Source organism: Paenibacillus sp. MMS18-CY102 (assembly GCF_009789195.1).
GTDB lineage: Bacteria > Bacillota > Bacilli > Paenibacillales > Paenibacillaceae > Paenibacillus_T.
On record NZ_WSTC01000026.1, the window covers coordinates 23,065 to 42,410 of the forward strand.

Annotated in this window: 19 protein-coding genes; 3 read left to right on the forward strand and 16 right to left on the reverse strand. The window is 52.0% G+C overall.

Going from position 1 to position 19,346, the window contains the following annotated elements; all coding sequences use genetic code 11:
- Window positions 1-24 precede the first annotated feature (24 nt).
- Window positions 25-924 (reverse strand): formyltetrahydrofolate deformylase, encoded by a 900-nt coding sequence (gene purU / locus GON22_RS18490; protein WP_160397593.1) that lies wholly within the window; start codon window positions 922-924, stop codon window positions 25-27.
- Window positions 925-959: 35 nt separating this feature from the next.
- A complete protein-coding gene (locus GON22_RS18495) occupies window positions 960-2,087 on the reverse strand; it encodes a deoxyribonuclease IV (RefSeq protein WP_160397594.1) in 1,128 nt (375 codons plus the stop codon).
- Between the two features lie 619 nt (window positions 2,088-2,706).
- Between GON22_RS18495 and GON22_RS18500 the strand changes: the two genes are divergently transcribed.
- From GON22_RS18500 to GON22_RS18510, 3 genes are all read left to right on the forward strand, one after another.
- On the forward strand, window positions 2,707-3,141 hold the full coding sequence (locus tag GON22_RS18500; RefSeq protein ID WP_160397595.1) for a DUF2621 domain-containing protein: 435 nt from the start codon (window positions 2,707-2,709) through the stop codon (window positions 3,139-3,141).
- A 62-nt stretch (window positions 3,142-3,203) separates the two neighbouring features.
- Entirely contained in the window at window positions 3,204-3,782 is a 579-nt protein-coding gene (locus GON22_RS18505; RefSeq protein ID WP_160397596.1) for a hypothetical protein, read from the forward strand.
- 46 nt (window positions 3,783-3,828) lie between these two features.
- Entirely contained in the window at window positions 3,829-4,725 is an 897-nt protein-coding gene (locus GON22_RS18510; protein WP_160397597.1) for a TIGR01777 family oxidoreductase, read from the forward strand.
- 31 nt (window positions 4,726-4,756) lie between these two features.
- Here GON22_RS18510 and GON22_RS18515 read toward each other — a convergent pair whose 3' ends face one another.
- The 14 genes from GON22_RS18515 to GON22_RS18580 form a co-directional block, all read right to left on the reverse strand.
- Entirely contained in the window at window positions 4,757-6,508 is a 1,752-nt protein-coding gene (locus GON22_RS18515) for a DUF6382 domain-containing protein (protein ID WP_160397598.1), read from the reverse strand.
- 32 nt (window positions 6,509-6,540) lie between these two features.
- Window positions 6,541-7,038, reverse strand: a complete 498-nt coding sequence (locus GON22_RS18520) for an A24 family peptidase (RefSeq protein ID WP_160397599.1) — start codon at window positions 7,036-7,038, stop codon at window positions 6,541-6,543.
- Window positions 7,039-7,073: 35 nt separating this feature from the next.
- Window positions 7,074-8,144, reverse strand: a complete 1,071-nt coding sequence (locus GON22_RS18525; protein ID WP_160397600.1) for a hypothetical protein — start codon at window positions 8,142-8,144, stop codon at window positions 7,074-7,076.
- On the reverse strand, window positions 8,101-10,455 hold the full coding sequence (locus GON22_RS18530) for a hypothetical protein (protein ID WP_160397601.1): 2,355 nt from the start codon (window positions 10,453-10,455) through the stop codon (window positions 8,101-8,103). Before GON22_RS18530 ends, GON22_RS18525 begins: the two co-directional genes overlap by 44 nt.
- A 19-nt stretch (window positions 10,456-10,474) precedes the next feature.
- Entirely contained in the window at window positions 10,475-11,197 is a 723-nt protein-coding gene (locus tag GON22_RS18535; RefSeq protein ID WP_160397602.1) for a hypothetical protein, read from the reverse strand.
- Window positions 11,166-11,375 carry a Flp1 family type IVb pilin gene (locus GON22_RS18540; RefSeq protein ID WP_442954389.1) on the reverse strand — a complete coding sequence of 70 codons (210 nt, stop codon included), beginning with the start codon at window positions 11,373-11,375 and terminating at the stop codon, window positions 11,166-11,168. Before GON22_RS18540 ends, GON22_RS18535 begins: the two co-directional genes overlap by 32 nt.
- Window positions 11,376-11,412: 37 nt before the next feature.
- Window positions 11,413-12,351, reverse strand: a complete 939-nt coding sequence (locus GON22_RS18545) for a type II secretion system F family protein (protein WP_160397603.1) — start codon at window positions 12,349-12,351, stop codon at window positions 11,413-11,415.
- A gap of 27 nt (window positions 12,352-12,378) precedes the next feature.
- Entirely contained in the window at window positions 12,379-13,206 is an 828-nt protein-coding gene (locus GON22_RS18550) for a type II secretion system F family protein (RefSeq protein WP_160397604.1), read from the reverse strand.
- The gene (locus GON22_RS18555; RefSeq protein WP_160397637.1) at window positions 13,190-14,395 is read right to left on the reverse strand and encodes a CpaF family protein; all 1,206 of its coding nucleotides are present in this window, start codon (window positions 14,393-14,395) and stop codon (window positions 13,190-13,192) included. Before GON22_RS18555 ends, GON22_RS18550 begins: the two co-directional genes overlap by 17 nt.
- Window positions 14,396-14,445: 50 nt before the next feature.
- Window positions 14,446-15,645, reverse strand: coding sequence for a hypothetical protein (locus GON22_RS18560; protein ID WP_160397605.1), 1,200 nt, complete (start codon window positions 15,643-15,645; stop codon window positions 14,446-14,448).
- 546 nt (window positions 15,646-16,191) lie between these two features.
- Window positions 16,192-16,593: a nucleoside-diphosphate kinase gene (gene ndk, locus GON22_RS18565; RefSeq protein WP_160397638.1), complete on the reverse strand. Its 402-nt coding sequence runs from the start codon at window positions 16,591-16,593 to the stop codon at window positions 16,192-16,194.
- Between the two features lie 67 nt (window positions 16,594-16,660).
- Complete coding sequence (gene glpX / locus GON22_RS18570; protein ID WP_160397606.1) at window positions 16,661-17,623, reverse strand: class II fructose-bisphosphatase; 963 nt, start codon at window positions 17,621-17,623, stop codon at window positions 16,661-16,663.
- A 36-nt stretch (window positions 17,624-17,659) separates the two neighbouring features.
- On the reverse strand, window positions 17,660-18,484 hold the full coding sequence (locus tag GON22_RS18575; protein ID WP_160397607.1) for a pyruvate, water dikinase regulatory protein: 825 nt from the start codon (window positions 18,482-18,484) through the stop codon (window positions 17,660-17,662).
- A gap of 16 nt (window positions 18,485-18,500) precedes the next feature.
- Window positions 18,501-19,112: a helix-turn-helix transcriptional regulator gene (locus tag GON22_RS18580; protein ID WP_160397608.1), complete on the reverse strand. Its 612-nt coding sequence runs from the start codon at window positions 19,110-19,112 to the stop codon at window positions 18,501-18,503.
- Window positions 19,113-19,346 lie beyond the last annotated feature (234 nt).

Consider the following 19,346-nt stretch of genomic DNA (forward strand, 5'->3'; position numbering starts at 1 on the left):
TCACCCTCTATGTTTTGTCCGTGTTTAGTTAAACACGACCGTTTTATTTTGATGGACAAGCATACGGTCTTCGATATGCCATTTGACGCCGCGGGCGAGCACAACCCGCTCAATCGTCCGCCCGATCCGTTTCAGGTCGTCGACATTGTCTCGATGGCTAACGCGTTGAACGTCCTGCTCGATAATTGGGCCGCCATCCAGTTCTTCGGTCACGTAATGCGCAGTAGCGCCAATAATTTTGACACCGCGGCTATACGCCTGCTGATACGGCTTGCCGCCTACGAATGCAGGCAAGAACGAATGGTGAATGTTGATGATCCGGTTAGGGAACTGCTCGATGAATTTTTGCGGGATGATCTGCATGTACCGTGCCAGCACGATAAGATCAATCTTATCGGCGACAAGCTCCATCTGTTTCTTCTCCGCTTCCGGCTTCGTATCCGGCGTTACTGGGATATGGTGATACGGAATGCCAAACCCTTCCACAAGGCCACGCATATCATTATGGTTGCTCACGACCATCGCGATTTCTGCGTCCAGGTCCCCTGCTTGCCACTGCCATAGCAGCTCCAATAAGCAATGGTCCTCTTTGGATACGAAAATCGCAATCCGCTTCTTGCGGCTCGCACGGAACGTGTGCCATTTCATATCAAAACGGTCCGCAACGCGAACGAAGTCTTCTTGCAATATCGGCAGTTCACGCTCGAGATCATTGAGATCGAATTCAAAACGGATAAAGAACATGCCGCCCTCCGGATCCATCGTATACTGGTCGGATTGGACGATATTCGCCCCATGCTCATGCAAAAAATGAGAAACGGCGGCTACAATGCCCGGACGGTCCGGACATGAGATCAGCATGCGAGCCCGTTTGCTTTTGTCGCCACGATGCTTCGACTGCTGAGGTTGGTATTGTTGTTGCATGGCTTTACGACTTCCTTCCGTCCTCTTAATGTCAACTAAGCGTTGACGAGCGCTTCTTTGCCAGCGAACCAGCCGATGAGGCGATGGTTAATCTGCTCTTCGGTATGGTTCGGGAAAACCGCATGCTCAAGCACGAGGTCATAAAGGCGATCCATCGGCTCGCGCGGATCCGCTTTCTTCGCTTTTGCATCATTTTTAAGCACATCCCATACGTTCAACACGAACGGGCGAGCTTCGATCGATTGCTCCGCGAAAAACCGATGCAGGCGTTCAACATCCTCAAAGTAGGAATCACCGAAACGCTGTGCAGCATCGCCGCGCAGGAGCGCAATCTCAGCTTCATACATCGGGCGTTCTTTCTTGCTATCTTTGCCGATCCATGGCGTCTCTAGAATAAACGGACGGCCTGCGAGCGCCTCATGATGGACCACGCCTCGTATGCCCTCATAGCCAATCCAGCCCGCACCTACTGGCGCATGGCGGTCTTTGCCCGCTCCACGCGGGTTTTTGCTGTCATTCAGATGGACAACCGCGATGCGGTTAAGGCCAACAATGCGATCGAATTCAGCCAATACGCCGTCCAGGTCATTCACAATATCGTAGCCAGCATCATGAATATGGCAGGTGTCCATGCACACGGTGAGACGCTCATTATCGCGTACTTTATCGATAATCGATGCGATCTCGTCGAAGCTCCGGCCAATCTCTGTGCCTTTGCCCGCCATCGTCTCAAGCGCGATATTAACCTTCGTTTCCTTCGTGCCCTCAAGCACTGCATTCAGCCCTTCGGCGATGCGATTAATGCCGTACTCGGCATCTTTATCCGTATACGCGCCAGGATGGAGAACAATGTTTCGAACGCCTAAGTAGTCCGTACGGCGGATTTCCTCTTGCAGGAATCGAACAGCAAGCTCGAAGGTATCTTCTTTATAAGAACCCAGATTTACAATATAAGGAGCGTGAACGACGATCTCGCCAATGTTGGCTTGACGCATCGCTTCGCGCCCTTCTTCAATATATAAAGTTTCAATCGGTTTACGGCGAGTGTTTTGTGGTGCGCCGGTATAGATCATGAATGTACTGGAGCCGTAAGATACAGCTTCCTCCGTCGCTGTCAGTAATCCCTTGTCGGAAAACGAAACGTGGGAGCCTATTTTCAACATGAGCAAACGCCCCTTTCTTTTGATCACCCCTTATTGTACAAGCAATATCGAAATAAATCTAGTAATGCCTAAACTACGCATACCGGTTACACAATACCCCGAAAACCTTGACGTATAGGGATATTCAGTACGCTAACGCAAGCTGGCCAGAGATAAGCGTCCATCGTTCAAAGGCTGGCAGTTCGCATACATCATCATGGTTTCAATACCGGTCAATGAGCAGCTAAGTCTAACCCTCCTATATCGCTATATAAGCTCAATGCTTTTATAAATCACTTCATGTTTTTCCGTATTTTAGTTACATTAGTAAAAACCTGAGCCTCACGTGGTATAATATTCCTTAAGGGGGGGGGGAGTAGTTTGAAGAAAATTGCTTGTACTGTCTTTGTTTTAACACTATCATTTGCTGTTTTCGCTGGATCAGCATTCGCAGAATCTAATGTTTTGAAGACTAGACACGAGACCGCTAAAAATTCCATAGGAAATATTCGATAATTTCTAAGGTTGACTCCTATTGGGTCAACCTTTTTTCGAATTCCTAATACAACTAGGGTTTAAGGAGCAATATCGAAATAAATCATGGAATACGGTATAATTCATACCGAGGTGAATACAATCCATGAATGGACAAAGCTGGTTCATGTATTTCATTATGTTTTGGGTCGTCGTCATGGTCGGATTTATGGCGATTGGCGGCTTCTTCATGTTCCGCAAATTTCTTAAAGTACTGCCGAAGCGCGACGGAAAATCGAAGCTCGATTGGCAAAATTATTGGGTCGAACGCAGCCGTGGCATGTGGACCGACGATTCCAAAGCTTTTTTGGAAGAACTCGTCTCGCCCGTCCCTAGCGCTTTCCGCGATATCGCTAGACATACGATCGCTGCGCGTATCGCGCAGGTTGCCATCGAGCATGGGCAGTCGGAAGTTTCCCGCGACCACTGCATCGAAGGCTATATTCGGGCAACGCCGAAACGCGACTACCGAAGCCTCGTTAGCTTCTTGAACAAACGTGGCATCGACTACAGCCCCTATAATCATCTATTGAACAAATAGCAGCACGTTTGGACAATAGGCCGACAGGGTAAGCATACGTTATACACCAGGAGGTGGAAATAATGAATCCTACTATTCGTAATATAAAGAAACGAAGCCGGACCGTTAAAACAGTTGCCGCATCGCTTCTGCTCGCTGCACTGATGACGACCGCAGCATGCGGCGCGACGGACAAGCCGCTCAATAACGGCTCGGTCGAAACTTCTGGCGCAGGCACTCCCGACACGGGCGCGACAGATAACAACACGGATACGAATGACAAGAATGGATCTGCGAACGAAGGCGATGTAAGCGGAACAGGGGCGTCAGATACAGGTACGGCTACGCCAGAAACGGATTCCGCTAATGAAGAGCAATCTGGCTCTACTAAACAGGATAATGAGCCTTCTTCCCCAACCGATCAAGGGGATGCTGCCGTTACGAAAGCCACTGGCACCTTCAACGGATTAGCTGACTCGCATTCAGCTGAAATTACGACAGCAGATGGTACCGTCGTCTATCAGGTCGACGCGTCTATTGCTGACCAAGTAGCGAACTTGGAAGAAGGCGCAAAGATTCAATTCGAATTTACGGAGAAAGCGCTCGATGGCGACCAGAAGCTGACACAGCTATGGTTAACCAAGGTCGAGGCTTCCAAATAGCGCGAGTCGAGGCAAATCGGGGCAGAAACATAGGGGTGTGCAGAGGATGCGTATTGCGATTACGGGAGGCACTGGGTTTATCGGACAAGCCCTCGTTGAAGCGTTAACCGCTCGTGGTGATGAGGCCATCGTGCTTACACGGTCAATACCGGTCCCTTCAAAGCAGCTTGGACAAGCGAAGTATCTCACATGGGATGAAGCGACCAATCCAGCGAATCTAGGGACGCTCGACGCCATCGTTAACCTCGCTGGAGAAACGATCAGCAGGCGTTGGACAACCGAAGGCAAAAAACAGATCTTGAACTCGCGGCTGCAGGCAGCATCGCGGGTTGCCGATATTACGGCGGCACAGCCCGTGCGGCCGCGTGTCGTCGTTAATGCTTCTGGCATCTCCGTATACGGTTCAACCGAAGATCGAATCGTGGACGAATCCAGCCCGCCCGGGCACGATTTCTTGAGCGATGTTGTCGTACAATGGGAAGCAGCGGCTGACCGCATCCCTGCTGATCGCATCGTCAAGCTCCGAACGGGCGTCGTATTAGACGCAGAAGGCAAAGCCTTCTCGCTTATGGCAATGCCTTATAAGCTCTTCGTCGGCGGCAAGGTAGGAAGCGGCAAGCAATGGTTGTCTTGGATTCATCGCGAAGACATGATCCGGTTAATCTTATTCAGCCTCGATAATGAACAATTATCTGGGCCAATCAACGCCTGTGCGCCCCAGCCCGTAACCAATGATACGTTCGGCAGAGCGCTAGGCAAAGCGTTTCGGCGCCCCCATTGGTTTCCAGTTCCTGCATTTGCTTTCCGAATTCTATTTGGCGAAATGTCTTCGCTCCTGCTGGAGGGCCAGCGAGCCCTACCGAAGCAAGCGGTTCAGGCAGGCTTTGCTTTTCGCCATCCTGATATCAATGAAGCGCTATCCGCTATTGCACAGAAACGCTAATTAGCGAGTGCTGATAACAAGGAAGAAGGGATCATCCCAATAACTGGCGTACCGTATAGGTCGGTCCGCTGCTACCCGCAAGCTGCAGGGCGTCCCCGTCCTGCAGCTTGTATTTTTTATAGGAAATCATTGGGTTACCATTCAATGTTGTGCCATTGCGGGAGCCCATATCCTTGGCCATCCACCCCTCCGCGGTTCGATCTAGCTCAACATGCACGCGCGAAATGCCTGTATGCTCGTCTGCATAATTGACTTTCTCCGCAAACCGGCCAATTTGAAATACTTTCGATTGTTCGTCCGAAAACAAATGAATCGTATCATTACGGCCGTTCGCCCTTCTCTCCAATTGCCATGTGGCTTGCGCTTGCCCCCCATCCTTATCCTTCCCGTTGCTTTCCTCACTTTTCCCCATCCATACCGTAGCATCCGGCACGCTGCTCGCGGATTGCCGCTGCTCCTTGGGAGGTGCCACGGAATTCCCATCACGATTAAGCTGTTCAATCCGTTTCGAGTGGCTGCCGCCATGACGTGAAGCTGCCGCGTTAGTTTGATGGGGGATAGAACGGCTTTCTAGCAGCCTGGAATCCGGCCAGTACATCGATTCATCCTGTGCGCTTTGCCCATTCGGATCGAGCGTTGAATCCCCAAAAATCGTCGTAGTCCCGCCACTCGATTTTCGCAGTTTATTCCGCCAGACACCCAGGCCTCCCGCTATTATGCATAACGTTATCCCCGCACTCATAAAAAGCCTTCCCTCTGAAGGCTTCGAAGCGTATCCATATCGCCACACAAGCGCAGTTGCAATGACACAGGCTGCCAACAACAACCACTTGGAACGCGACATTGCCGCATTCAACTCGATTTCCCCTTCACCTTCCGCGCGCGCATCCTCCTCCCCCCATGCCATTGGATTATCCCATTGCGGCTGCATGAAAGAGGAAGGATCTCGTGGCAGTTGGAATGCGAGTTCATTGCCCTTTGATAGCTGGTGTGGCGCTTGATGCCCCGGCTCATTCTCCTTGGATTGCTGGCGCAGCACTTGATGCGCTGGCTCATTCTCCTTCATTTGCAACTGTGAAATTAGCGCCATTGGGACTGGCGTTAATGATGAAACTCCACTTCGCCGAGCTGAATATTGTAAAGAAGGTTCATCAATATTATCTAGCGTATTTGCCTCTATTGCATGGCCAGAGCTGGCGCATTGGCCGCCCAACAGCAAAAGCAAGGTTCGCTTCAATGCTGGCCGGAAACCATGAGCTTCATTTAGATGCTTCAGTACCAACTGTAGCCCATCCCCATCCAAGTTATGAACATGTGCAGCTAGTCGAAGAACTAGCGAAGCAAAGCCCCCTGCGCCTTCTGCAGCTTGACGCTCCTGGCCATCAGGCTTGCTAAGCGGTACGTACAATAGCGAAACATCCTCCCATTTATCCCCTACAAATAAGTAAGGTTCACGCAGCAAGCAGCATTCTGGCCGCAGCAAATACGATTTGCACTCATCCAGTGCTTCTGCAACTGCAAGCAAAAAAGCATAAAAATCATTCATTCCCATCGGCTGCAGCTGGAGCTGATGCGTTAGCATTCGCCGACCTTCAATCGAGTATCGAAATGATACGAATCCATCAATGTCAGCCCATTCGACTGGCAGCAGAAACGGGATTCGATTTCCCCTTAACATTTGCAGTTCCATAGCGTCCAGCTCGTCCCTCGTAATTGGCTGCTCACGTTCTAAAATTAATTCATGCCCTCTGGTTATAGCAAAATCAACTCGAAATGAATCCATAATTCCCCTTCTCTCTTTTCGTAAAATCAAAACTAAAATAACAACCAGCAGGTAGCAGCAGCAGGCGCAACGGCTAACATGAATGGAAACCGTGTGCCCCCGGCAATCAATCTACTCAATAGCACTTTGGATTTATTAGCAATCCTTTCTTGTGAGGCAGGCTTCAAGCGAATCAGTTTGCGCATGGCTAGAAGAAGGATGCCAATTGCTCCCGCATACCAGATGGAATAAACAAATAATTGGATCACTCCCATTGTTCCGAGCCACGCTCCTAACGCAGCAAATAGCTTCACATCGCCAGCACCTACGCCTTTTATTGCATACATCGCTAATAGAGGCGTAAATCCTACTAAAGCGCCTGCCAATGCGAACTTCAAACCATCCTGCCCATTAGCCGCCACATGGCACAGCAGAGCTCCACCGAATGATAAGCCTGTTAACCAGTTTGGTATCCGCATACTTCTTACATCTGTAACAAGCGCAATCATCACGAGGATGCATGCACCTATGTGCTCGAGGCCTAGCAGCATGCCTCACCTCCTCCATATCAGACTTACGATTCTAATTATGCTGGGGACTTCTCGACTGCAAAGCTTCGAATCGCCGATACGCCATCGGCAGCTTCGACGGACAAGCTCCATATCCCGGGCGTTGTATTGCCCGAAACTAGCCAAGTCCACGTCACATAACCATTCGAATCAGAAACGGCCGTTCCGACATTGCGTGCCTCGCTATACCCACTCTTGTATAAAATGGACAAAGTAAGGGACGTGTTGGGCTTCGTTCTTGCAGTTACAACTGCCTTGCGGCCCGGCCGCAAAGGATCCGGTTCAAGGGCAACGATTTGGACAAACGTATCATTAGCAGCCTCCGAACCATGCTGTGCAGGAAGGGAATCCGGTGCCCACGCCCGCTCTACAGCCTGCTCCCGAAGAGTGATAGAGCGATTTAACAGTGGAATTCGAAGCGGAAAAATGTACTCCGCTTCAAGCTCCAGATAGGCGTCGCCACCGCCAGCTAATGTTGGGAGCACCGCTTTATGAAGCGCAACCCCATCGGCTCGAAGCACCGGTTGATCAGCATACCGCCGCAGCAACGGCGTTAGTGCCTCTCTTCCTGCAGCAGAAGCGCCATAATCGGCAATCGTCCCCCAATCACCACGCAATGCAGCCGAAGAAAGCGTTCCGACTGGATCAGGCAGCCAGCTAGCTGCCTCTGCCGCTACTTCGGACCATTGGGATAGCTTCTGATTCTGGACCGCTGGAACATAGGCAGCAATAGCGCCCATCGATTGTGTCGCCAACACGACAGGATGCCAATGTGCAGCAGTTTGCTTCGCCGTCTGAACGGAAGCAGACTGTAGCGCAATCTGAACAGCTGCAAGCCGAATTACGATAACTAGCACCATAGCGAACAATAAGAAAAATGGCAGGACAATTGACGCTTCCAACACGATGCCGCCATCATCCTTTCGGCGGGGGTCCCTTCCCTGTTGCTTGTCCAAGCTTTCTATTAATTTGCTATCGCAGTGGCAATCACCGTAGCTATTACTATCGCAGAAGCTATCGCAGTTGCCATTGCAAGGCTTCAGCTCAATAGGATAAACCTGCGAGCTTCGTGGTCTCGTATCGGCCATCCACTACCCTCCCTTGCAGCAAGCCGAATCGGCCGAGCAGCTTCATCGCGCCAGGAAGAAACAGCAGCTTCATGGAAACATCTACGGTTCCCGATATGGCCGCGGGCGTACGAGACAGATCCGTGCCAGTATTTGTTTCAATGACGGCTGCAATGCGCGAAAGCCGGTTGTTCCCATTCCCATGCAGCAGCATGAAAACCCGCAAATAATCTTTATAATGCATATCGATATTGGCATATTTGGACAGCTTGGTTGACCCTCGTTCCATAAGCTCCGTCAAATCGGTTAATGTATTTTTCATCGCATAAACCAACGCACCTGACAAAACGAGCAATGGAAACCCAAGCGCTCGGCATTCAATGAGCCCCTCCATAAGTCGGATCGCAAACCGAACACCGAATATTTCCGCATAGGCAGCCGCCACATTGGAAGACGGGTTATGAAGGCCGTACAGTACATACTCTGCTTCTTGCTTGGCAAATGTGATGGCATGAAAGCCAATCGATGCAGTAGCGGGAGTAGAAGCATTAGCGCTTCCATTGCCGTTGCTTGCAACATTAGCTTCAAGTGGCGAATAGGCCTGGAAACGGTTAAGTACATATTCACCGACATACAAGGAATTTCGAGTGCCTTCCATCATATCTGCGACGCCTTCGAACACCCCGCCCATTAGCGAGTTCGAAACGTCCGTTTGCGCTTCCGCAACATCGGCCCATTGCGATGCAGATGCTATCGTTTCATCAGAAGCTTGATTAAATTGCAAATTACGCTCGTAACGCTGCTGCACGAGTGCGAGCAGTTCTCCTTCATTCCCGCCGCTAGCTGTACCGATCAGTTGCTTCGTTTGGCCAAATAGGGCGTTTGCTTCTTTCTCATTTTGTTTGCGTTGCTCATCTGCCGCGCCGTTTACTTGAATCATAGCTTCCCGCTTCGCAAGAACAGTCCCCGGCGCCACATAACGGTTCGTAAATTGGCTGTGCTGAAGCTTCAAGCTATCCGCAGCCGTTGCCAAATTCCCTTCTGAGTTTGCATAGCCCGCTAACGCAGCGCCCGCATTAGCAGCGAACTGTTCAGCAGCCGTTGCCAATGCCGCCAACTCTGAAGCCTGCCCATTGATCTCATTCTCGAAGCCGGTAAACCAGCTATCGGAATAAACGAGCTGGTCTGCCGTTTTTCTAATATCCTGCAGTGCAGCGCCCATCCCTTCCGAGCTTGTCGACGCGGACGCGGACGCTGTGCGTGATTGATTCGCGTTCGTGACACGGTCATAACCATGCGGTACCGCAGCCTCTGCTTGCTCAGCGGCAAGCCGGATTTCCCCGTTTAACCGCTGTGCTTCTGCTAGATGTTTCAAGGCAGATTGCTGCAAAACACTCCCTTTCTCCTTCGCCACGCTAGCAGCATTCGCTAAAGCTGACGCTTCCGCTCGCAGGCTTTGCTCATAACGGCTGATGCTGCCTTGCAGTGAGGCAAGCTTTTCAATATCTGCTTGCTTAGCTTTGCCGCTGCTTGTTGGGGATGCCCCAGAAGCCTTCGCTTTCGCCCCCGCAGCCGTTGCCTTAGAAGCGCCAACTGAAGCTGCTTGCTCAGCCGCAGCGATTGAAGCTGACAATCGCTGCGCTTGTTCCTGGTCGCTTCGATACGAAGCAAAGCCCGTAGCCAAGTTAACTGCGGAGTCGCCTGACAAGCCATTCGCCAGCTTTGCAGCCTCCCTCATGTCTGCTAGCGCTTGGAGCAAATGCTTCTGCCGCTCGTCGTACAACCCGCTCATGCGTGTTAATGCATCTGAAGTGGCTGCCGATTCTTTCATGACCTTAGACAGTGACGCAAATTTATTGCCAATCTCCATCATGAAATCAACGGGCGCTTTGATTTTCATTTCCTCAAGAATCTGTCGCTCCAGTACGTCATAACGCCCGAGGTAGGCTGCGTCCTCGACTTGAAAACGATCTACGCGCGGCGCAACTGGCCGGAACCGTTCATCCTGCCCCCCGTATTCAAGCGTTCCTCGCATGCTACGCTCGAATATCGTTTCATTCGGCGTTCCTCCTCTGCCAAACAACCCGTATCGTTCATACAAAGCCGCATCATAAGCGGAGAGAACCGATCGGACCGACGTTCTGACGGCATGTTCTGCTAATGCATTCAGTGCCGCAACACGCGCGTAGTCGATCAATACCGTTCCGAACAGGACGACGCCTGCCGTTACAATGATAAGGAACGTCGTGACCGCTCCATCTGTGCTGCCCAGTTGAACAAGAAGGCGCGCCAACAGCCTTTCGTTGTTCATCTGCCTTTTTCTTAAAGCCATGAGTGTGGCACACCCCCTCCTACGGCGCGGCAGACGATGCCGTTTTGCTAGCCGCCTGTTGAATTACTTGTCCCGCTTCCTTACGCTTGCCGGCACCGCTAGTGCGGTTGCCAAATTTGCTTGTGTAGTAGCGCAGCAGATCTACACTCCGTATAAACTCAGTTGGCTCTACAATCGCAGATTGTGATAACGCATGTGGCTCCGTCCGGCCAAACCAATTGTTTAGTAAGCCGATATCCATTGGCAGCCTTAAGCCCGTATCTATTTGCCGGCCAACAGCGCTTCGTTTGTAGCGATTTTCCCCGCTTGCTATTGCATTCAAATGTGCCGAGCCACGGGCAAGCTTACGCTCCGCAAGCGAGCCGGCTTCCGGCTGAGGCTGCCCCGCTTGCCCGCCCAGGCCCTCGCCAATGGCAACGGAAGTGCCGCTGCTTGCTTCACCTGTTGCCAGCCCGAACAAGGAATCGAGCATATGGTCTTCGCCTAACCGCCAATATAAGCCGTCGTATGCCCCATCTTCCGCATGCCCCGTCACCGGGTCCCGCTTGCTGTTATCCCATAGAAAAGAAGTACGCTCCGCAGTCACGGAAGCCGCGCCGTAAAGCACAGCCTTCTCATACATGTAGCCCATGAACAGCAGCAAGGCTGCCAAGATAGCGAACAAAACTGGAAAAACAACCGTCGCCTCCAGCGTGTAGGAACCAGAATCGTTAACTATTAAAAATTTGATCCGCTTGATCATCCGCTTGTCCCATAAGCCGATTGACGAGTTCAATAATCCAATCTTTAAACAGCAGCGCAATAATAATAATGACCGCAATAATTAAAATGATTTCGAGCGTGCCAAGGCCTTCTTCCGATTTCCACAATTTCGCCATTCGTTTGTTCCAGTTGTTTGTCCAATTCGTTATCATTTTCATTCCAATCAATCCTCTCTAGTTTTATTTAAGTCATCACTTAAGGCATCATCAACACAGCTGGCGCAGCTACAGCTATTAATAGCAGGAAGAAGATTCCTGCCAGCGGAAACACAAGCTTAGAGGAAGCCTCCTCACCGCGCATGCGTGCCGTAGCTTTCCGTTTCTCCCACAACGAGAATGACAATTCTTTGAGCGCTAGCACAAAACGGTCACCGCCCTTGCGGTAATGCAACAGCACGACTGTTGCGAACATTGAAGCCTCCTGCACGGCACAACGCCGGCTAAACGCTTCAATCGCTTGTGCGAATGACTGCCCATTTTCTAACGATCGAACCATCCGTGTCCACTCTGCATACAGCGGATGCACTAGCTTCGCCTTCTTGCGAGGCTTCTTCCCCTTGATATGTGAATCGCTTGCCGATTCCTCCCGGCCTTCCACGCATCGTATAATCGCGCGCTGCACCGTCTCGCCTGCACCGACTAGCAGCATCAGTTTGCCTAGCACATCAGGCAACGCAAGCACCATATCCTGCCGGCGCCGTTCCATCTGCTGCCCGGATTCCCTGTACTTCGCTACAGGCAACATTATGCCAATAATCGCCCCAAACGCTAACAGCGCCCCTTCATGGGACAGCAAAGCAAGCAAGGCACTGGCCGTCCAAGCCGTCCAGCCTAAGCCCACAGCCTGTGCAACATAACGTTCTGTCTCAACAATCCCCCAACCCTGGCCCTTGAGCACGAGCAGCCGCGCATGAAAACCTGCTAGCGGCAGCTGAAACCGTTCAAGCATGCCCGTTCTCCTCGCTGCTTCGAGTGGTGCACGTATGAGCAGCCACTCCTTCAGCGCTTCTGGCAGCGCATTAGGCTTGAGCTGTCGCTTCCCGCTTTCCTTCTTGTGGCTTTGCCAGGCTAATAGGGCAGCTATTCCCCATAGCAGCAAACTGCCGAAGGCGCATAGGAGCGCCCAAATGGACATGAACATCCCCCCTTTATAAGGTGCAAGCTATAATCGAATGGCCATTATTTTGCGAATCAATGCCCCACAACCTGCGAAGCCCAACAGCAAAATGGTTAGCAGCACATAACCAAGCGGGCTATTATACAATGGTTCGGTATAATCAGGCGCTGCTAGATTTAATCCAGCGATAAACACGAATGGCACTGCGATCAAAATGCGGGACTCGAACCTTTTTTGCGCAAGCATAACCGCTATTTCTTGCTGGATATCCAGCTTCTCTCCAATAACTTGGGATGTCCGCCTTATTACATCTACTAAGTCGCCGCCCGATCGTTTGCAAGTCGAGAACACATCTACAAACTGGGTAATATCTTCGAGCTTCGCACGATCTGCAAGCTGCCGCAGGCCGCTTTCCAGCGTGTCCCCGTTTTCCATGCGATACCGAATCATCGCGAACTCGCGCACGATATCCGCAGAGTGCCCCGGGTACAGCAATTGCAAATCCGCTTCGGCGGCTACAAAAGCATTCTCAACAGATCGGCCAGCAGCAAGCGATGACGTCACGCTGTAGAGTGCCTCCTTAAATTGCAATTGAAGCCGCACTCGCCGCTTATCCAGCAATCCGGCATTCCGCAATCGAGGCGCTACAATCCCAAGAGAAGCGAATCCAACCGCTACACCCAATGATTGATAGAAGGTATAAAATAGGGTAAAAGCCGCTGCTGCGCCAATCGCCGCCGAAAGCATAAATTCGCGAGGGGCCATGCGATATGCCGAATACTCGGCCAATCGCTGCTGCTTATCCAGCTCAGCTGCCGAGCTCCAGCAAAGCCAATCTAACGCCTGTTCCAACCGCTTAACCGGCCGTTTCATCCGCCATCCCTCCCCCGCATATCGGCAGCGGCGCTAATCCTGCCATCTCCCACTTATGCCTGCACCTTAATGCCGCCCCTGTAGGGAGCAGTTCACCCCGTACCTTGCCGTCACGCTCACCGCTCTCAACGAACTGGTATAAGGGCACTAACTCTACCTCACCGCCTTTAATGCCAACAACCTCACAAATTTCCGTCATTCGGCGGGAGCGGTCCCTCAGCCGCGCCAAATGTACGATAATATCGATACCCGAAGCAATCTGCTGGCGGATGACGGCTAGTGGAAGCGCAGCCGCCCCTAGTGCCATCGTCTCCAGACGGGAAAGCATATCCTTCGCGCTGTTTGCATGTCCCGTGGACATGCTCCCATCATGGCCCGTGTTCAAAGCCTGCAGCATATCAAGCGCCTCCGCCCCTCGCACCTCCCCGACGATAATGCGGTTAGGCCGCATACGGAGCGACGCCCGAATTAGCTCGCGAATGGAAATCTCGCCTTTGCCTTCGGTGTTGGCGTTACGCGTCTCCAGCGAGACAAGGTTTGGAACCGTCCGAATTTGCAGCTCTGCCGAGTCCTCGATCGTAATGACCCGCTCATCCGCTGGAATGAAACGAGACATCGCATTTAGCAATGTCGTCTTGCCTGATCCCGTGCCGCCGCTGACGAATACGTTGTACTTGGCTTTCACAAGCTGTTCCAATAATGCCGCTGCATCAGCCGAGGTAGCTCCCATTCGAATCATAGACGCCATATCAAGCGGCTTCTCGGGAAATTTGCGGATCGTTAATGAAGGGCCATGAAGCGCCACCGGCGGCAGTACGGCATGGACGCGAGAGCCATCCTTTAGGCGGGCATCCACGATAGGAGTTGATTCATTCACAGTTCGATTGACGCTCGAGACGATCGATTGAATCAGGTCATGCAGCCGCTCCTCGTTCTCGAATGCTGCTGGCCATCGAGACAGCTGACCCCTTTTTTCAATAAAAATGTGGTCTGGGCCATTGATCATGATTTCCGTCACATCTGGGTCATCAATTAAAGGCTGCAGCACATCTAGCCCTCGAAACGAATAAAACAGCCGCCTAACAAGCGTTGCTTTATCGGATGCAGTAACCGGCTTATCGCTGCACCATTCGAATACAATGCGCTCGGAAGCAGACCAGAGTGACTCATCAGACAATGATCCGTTCATGTCAAGCCGGCGCTTAATCGCTTCACGCAACTCCAACACAACCGATTCGCTTAACACGGCATTTGCCCCTTCGGCCCTGTTTCATCAGATCCAATGCCTGTAGCTTGCAGCAACCGTTCCACCATGCTTCTATACCGCGTGGAGGGAAGCAGCCGGCCATCCCCCCGTGTTCGCCAAGCTTCAATATATGGAATCCCGTGTATCATCGGTTGGCGTACCGGGACCCGTCCAATACCCACAGCATCGTTCCTTAAAGCCCCATCTGCTGCCCCTTTCAACGCAACTGCCGGCATTCGCCGCACCAGCACCATCTTGCGTTCGATCCCCTGAAACACCTCTCCCCATCTGTCCCTGCCGTAGCTTAGGAATCGTTCCGTCTTCCTTATGGATGCCATAGAGCCATCTTCTACGTAAAACAAATGGCTGCACCGCTCGAATACTGCCATATGCAAGGCATCTGCCCCTTCATCCATATCGATCACAATAAGGCCATAAAGCCCGCTCCCTGCTATTGCATCGATGAGTTGGTTGGCCGCCCCCGGCTGTAGCGCCATTCGTTCCTCAGGATTGCGGCATGGCTCAAAATAATCAAACCGCATCACAGCATCACTCCGGCAACATGCTGCCAAGCGCGATGAAGCCTGTTCTGGCGAACTTTGAAGCGTATACAGCAGCTGCGCAAAACCGTCTGGTTGGCCTGCCGTTTCATCGCCCCCTCCAAGCCACACATCCGAAGCGTTCCACGTTTCCAAATTGAGATAAAACGTTCGGATGCCGCTCAGCGCAGATTGATGGGCGAGGTGGACAGCAAGTGTCGTCTTGCCCACTCCCCCGCTAGCCGCGTACACTGCTGCAATAACTGGTCCCGATGCACCGGCAACAGGGCGCCGCATCATGCTGCGCTCCGCGTACAAGCCATATAACGCATGAAACAATTGCGGCAGAGGCTGAAGCCGTTGAACAGCCCTAGCCTCGGGCGGCACGATCTCACCGATGTTCTCGTACAGTGCTGCCACTGGAACCGCTGGCCATTCGCCAGCTGCCTCAAGCTCCACTCGCATCCCCGCATCCGCTGCGACCATATCCACCGGAAAGCCCCCGCGCAAATAGTGGCGAAGCGCCGCTCCATTCGTGAATGCAGTTAATTGCCATCGATCCGCATAAGGGCTGTCCCGCACGTAATCGACGACGCGCCTTACATAGCCGGCATCCGCCGAAGCAAACGCAAGCTGAATTCGTTGATCCTCCATCCTTTCTCCCCTTCCTGACACTGAACGCGCGCGGCCCCATTGGATCGGCAAACGCAAAAAAGCACCGTCAGACGACGCCTAGTGGCGTTATCTGACGGTGCTTCCGTCACGTTCAAATTCATCAAGATTTGACCCTAATTTACCATATCCAACAAACTTCGTCAACAAGCACATATCTAATCAGCTCAGCTTCCTATGCTATCATTTCGATTGAAAACCCACAAAAACTCGCAATTACAATGCATGTTAACCCAATAACTTGCATAAGTTTGCTAAACCACCGCATGTAATCGCTATCTTGGCACAAAGCCCGGTTTCAATCCTCTTCGTTTGGCTTATACTATTAAAACAGTAGAGAGAGCTAAGCATTGTTGTAGGAGGAGATGCCCGTGGAACCTGAACACTCATCATTTCCTAAGGGTTGTTTGTGGGGAGTATTGTTGGCTTTGCCGTTCTGGTCGCTTGTCATCTATGTTTGCATACGATAAAAGCAGCGCCTCGATTGCCCTCAATAGGCAAAGAAGACGCTGCTTTTTTTATAGCCTCTTATTCCCCGAAAAAGTTTCGAATCTCGATACGCGCACTCTCGATAGAATCGGAGCCATGGACGATGTTGCTGGACACATCTAGAGCATAGTCTGCCCGAATCGTTCCTGGCGCTGCTTCCGAAGGATTGGTGCGGCCGATCAAAGCTCTCGCATTTTTAACCGCATCCTGCCCTTCCCAAATCATTGCGAAAACCGGGCCAGACGTAATGAAATCGACCAACTCACCGAAGAAAGCCTTGTCCTTATGCTCCACGTAATGCAATCCCGCCAATTCACGATCAATGTGCATCATTTTGGCATTCGTTAGCTTTAATCCTTTACGTTCGAACCGGGTCATTATGACACCTATTAAATTCCGTGCCACGCCGTCAGGCTTCACCATTACAAATGTACGTTCCATCGTCATCGCTTGTTGCCCCTTTCTACTTGTACACGTTCATGATTCAACAGGAGGGAGACGAATTCCTTTAACGGAGAAGCGGCTTGTTTGGCAAATAATGCAATGACCGCACGAACCGTACCGTCCGTGTCTTCGCCCGCATAACGATCGAATGGGTTTCAGCGCGCTGCCCTTCCGTGTATCGAACACCGCCGAGAAACTCGCCAGGCGTAACGCCCGTAGCGGCAAAAATCACATCGTCCGTTCCGACCATATCGTCAACAGTGAGCAGCTTGTATGGATCGTCTAAGCCCATCGAGATGCAGCGCTGAAACTGTTCATCATCGTCTGGCATGAGCTTGCCTTGAATCTCGCCGCCTAGGCACTTTAGCGCTGCGGCCGCTAACACGCCTTCTGGCGCTCCGCCCGATCCGAGATATAGATCGATGCCCGCTTCTGGAAAAGCTGGCGCAATTGCCCCGGCAACATCGCCATCGCTTAGAAACTTAATGCGGACGCCGGTGCTGCGAAGCTCTTGAATCTTGTCTGCATGCCGCTCCCGGTCCAGAATAACGACGGTTAGGTCCGAGATTGGCTTGCCGAGCGCAAGCGCCGCTTTCTCCACCGTGGTCCGGACAGGATCGTTCAAGCTTAGCTTGCCAGCAAGCGCTGGACCGACCGCGAGCTTCTCCATATACATATCCGGAGCATGAAGGAGCTGCCCTTTGCCCGCTACAGCCAGTACGGACATGGCGTTATTAAGCCCCTTCGCAACGATCTCTGTGCCTTCGAGTGGATCGACCGCAACATCAACCTCATGCCCTTGCATGCTGCCAACCTCTTCGCCAATGTACAGCATCGGCGCTTCATCCATTTCACCTTCACCGATGACGACCGTGCCGCGAATGGATACCGTATCAAACATTGCACGCATCGCTTCGGTTGCAGCGCCATCTGCAGAATTTTTGTCTCCGCGTCCCATCCATGGCGCAGCGGCAAGCGCCGCCAGCTCCGTAACCCTAACCAATTCCAGTGCAAGCTCTCTCTCCATCCGAATCCCTCCGGTGATTTCTATTTGTTTCCATCCTTAATTCATTTCATTCAACATGCCAATAATGATGCCGGCGGTTTCTTCAATTGCGCGATTCGTGACATCGATAACCGGACAGCCAAGCTCTTTCATCAGTTGGCTAGCGTAATCAAGCTCGGTTTGGATGCGGCCCTGCGCCGCATAAGCAGCAGAAGGCGGCAAGCCTAGCGACTTCAATCTTTCCGTTCGCACATCCAGCATCCGCTCCGGCTGCATCTGCAGGCCCACAATAAGCTTGCCAGCCTCCATTCGCAGCTCCGCAGGCGGCTTCACCTCAGGCATGAGCGGCAGATTAGCTACCTTATACCCTTTGTGCGATAAGAAAATGCTAAGCGGTGTCTTCGATGTACGGGAAACACCGATCAAGACGATCTGCGCTTCCACAAGGCCCCGCGCATCCTTCCCATCGTCGTACCGCACGGCAAATTCGATTGCTTCCATCCGGCGGAAATAGTTGTCATCCATCGAATGAAGCAGTCCCGGCTGGCGCTTAGGGAATGAACCGAATGTATCGATATACGCCTGCATCATCGGCCCCATCACATCCACTGCACGCACACCCCGCTTGCTTGCTTCTTCACGCATCATCTCGCGCAGCTCTGGCTGCACAAGGGTGTAGGCAATGAAGCCGCCCCCCTCTGCAGACTCACGGACGATCGCCGCGATCTCATCCTCCGTGCGCAAATGCCCATAGCGCTTAATTCGGATTCCATCTTGCGTAAACTGGCGCAATGTCGCTTTGGCTACTGCTTCTGCAGTCTCGCCTACTGCATCCGAGCATACAATTATCGTTCTGTCCGACTGCCGTTGTGGCTCACTCATTGCCAAACCTATCCTCCTATTCCGTATCCGCCGTCAGCTCAGCGACGATATGAACGATGTTGGATTTCGTAATCCAGCCGGCAATGCCAGGCGCTCCGTTCCCATCAGGCACCACGACAGGCAAGCAGTCTATTTGATGGGCGAGCATTTTGCGTACCGCATCCGCGACCGCATCCTCCGGGCTTGCTGTTACGATATTTGGATAACGGGTCATCACCATGCTGACGGGAATCGTTCCGGCGGACGGGTTTCCCAGCGTCACCTTAAGCAAATCTTTCGGCGTTACAATGCCGACGAATTTCTGATGCTCGTTCACGACCAGCAACGTATCCGCATTCGCCATATACAACGTAACGACGGCATCGTGAACGGAATACGTCTCCGGTACGCTAACAGGCACGCCCTGAACTTGCCCAACCGTCAGCTCGCGAAAGCGGCGAATGGCTGAATTATCTGTACGATAAGCATTTCCGATGGAATAGCCAACCTTCGGCTTGGCATCCAGCATGCCGAGCATCACTAGCAGCGATAAGTCCGAGCGCAGCGTCGGGCGGCTCACGCCCAGCATCTCCGCCAGCTGCTCGCCTGTAATCGGCGCATGCTGCTTAACAAGCTGTACCAGCTCCATCTGTCTAGCTGTGAGATTGATGAAACTCCCCCCCTTCCTACCGATATAGGCGTTCTATTATTTGCCAATTGATGAGATTAATATAGCATATTGATTAAATAGTGTGTAATAAATAATTCTAATAGTACATCACAATTAAACTTATCATCCCAATATGCCCATCAAAAAAGCAAGAGCCGCTCTCGTCAGTACGAAAGCGACCCTTGCTTATCCGTCAATCATCATACAGCATAT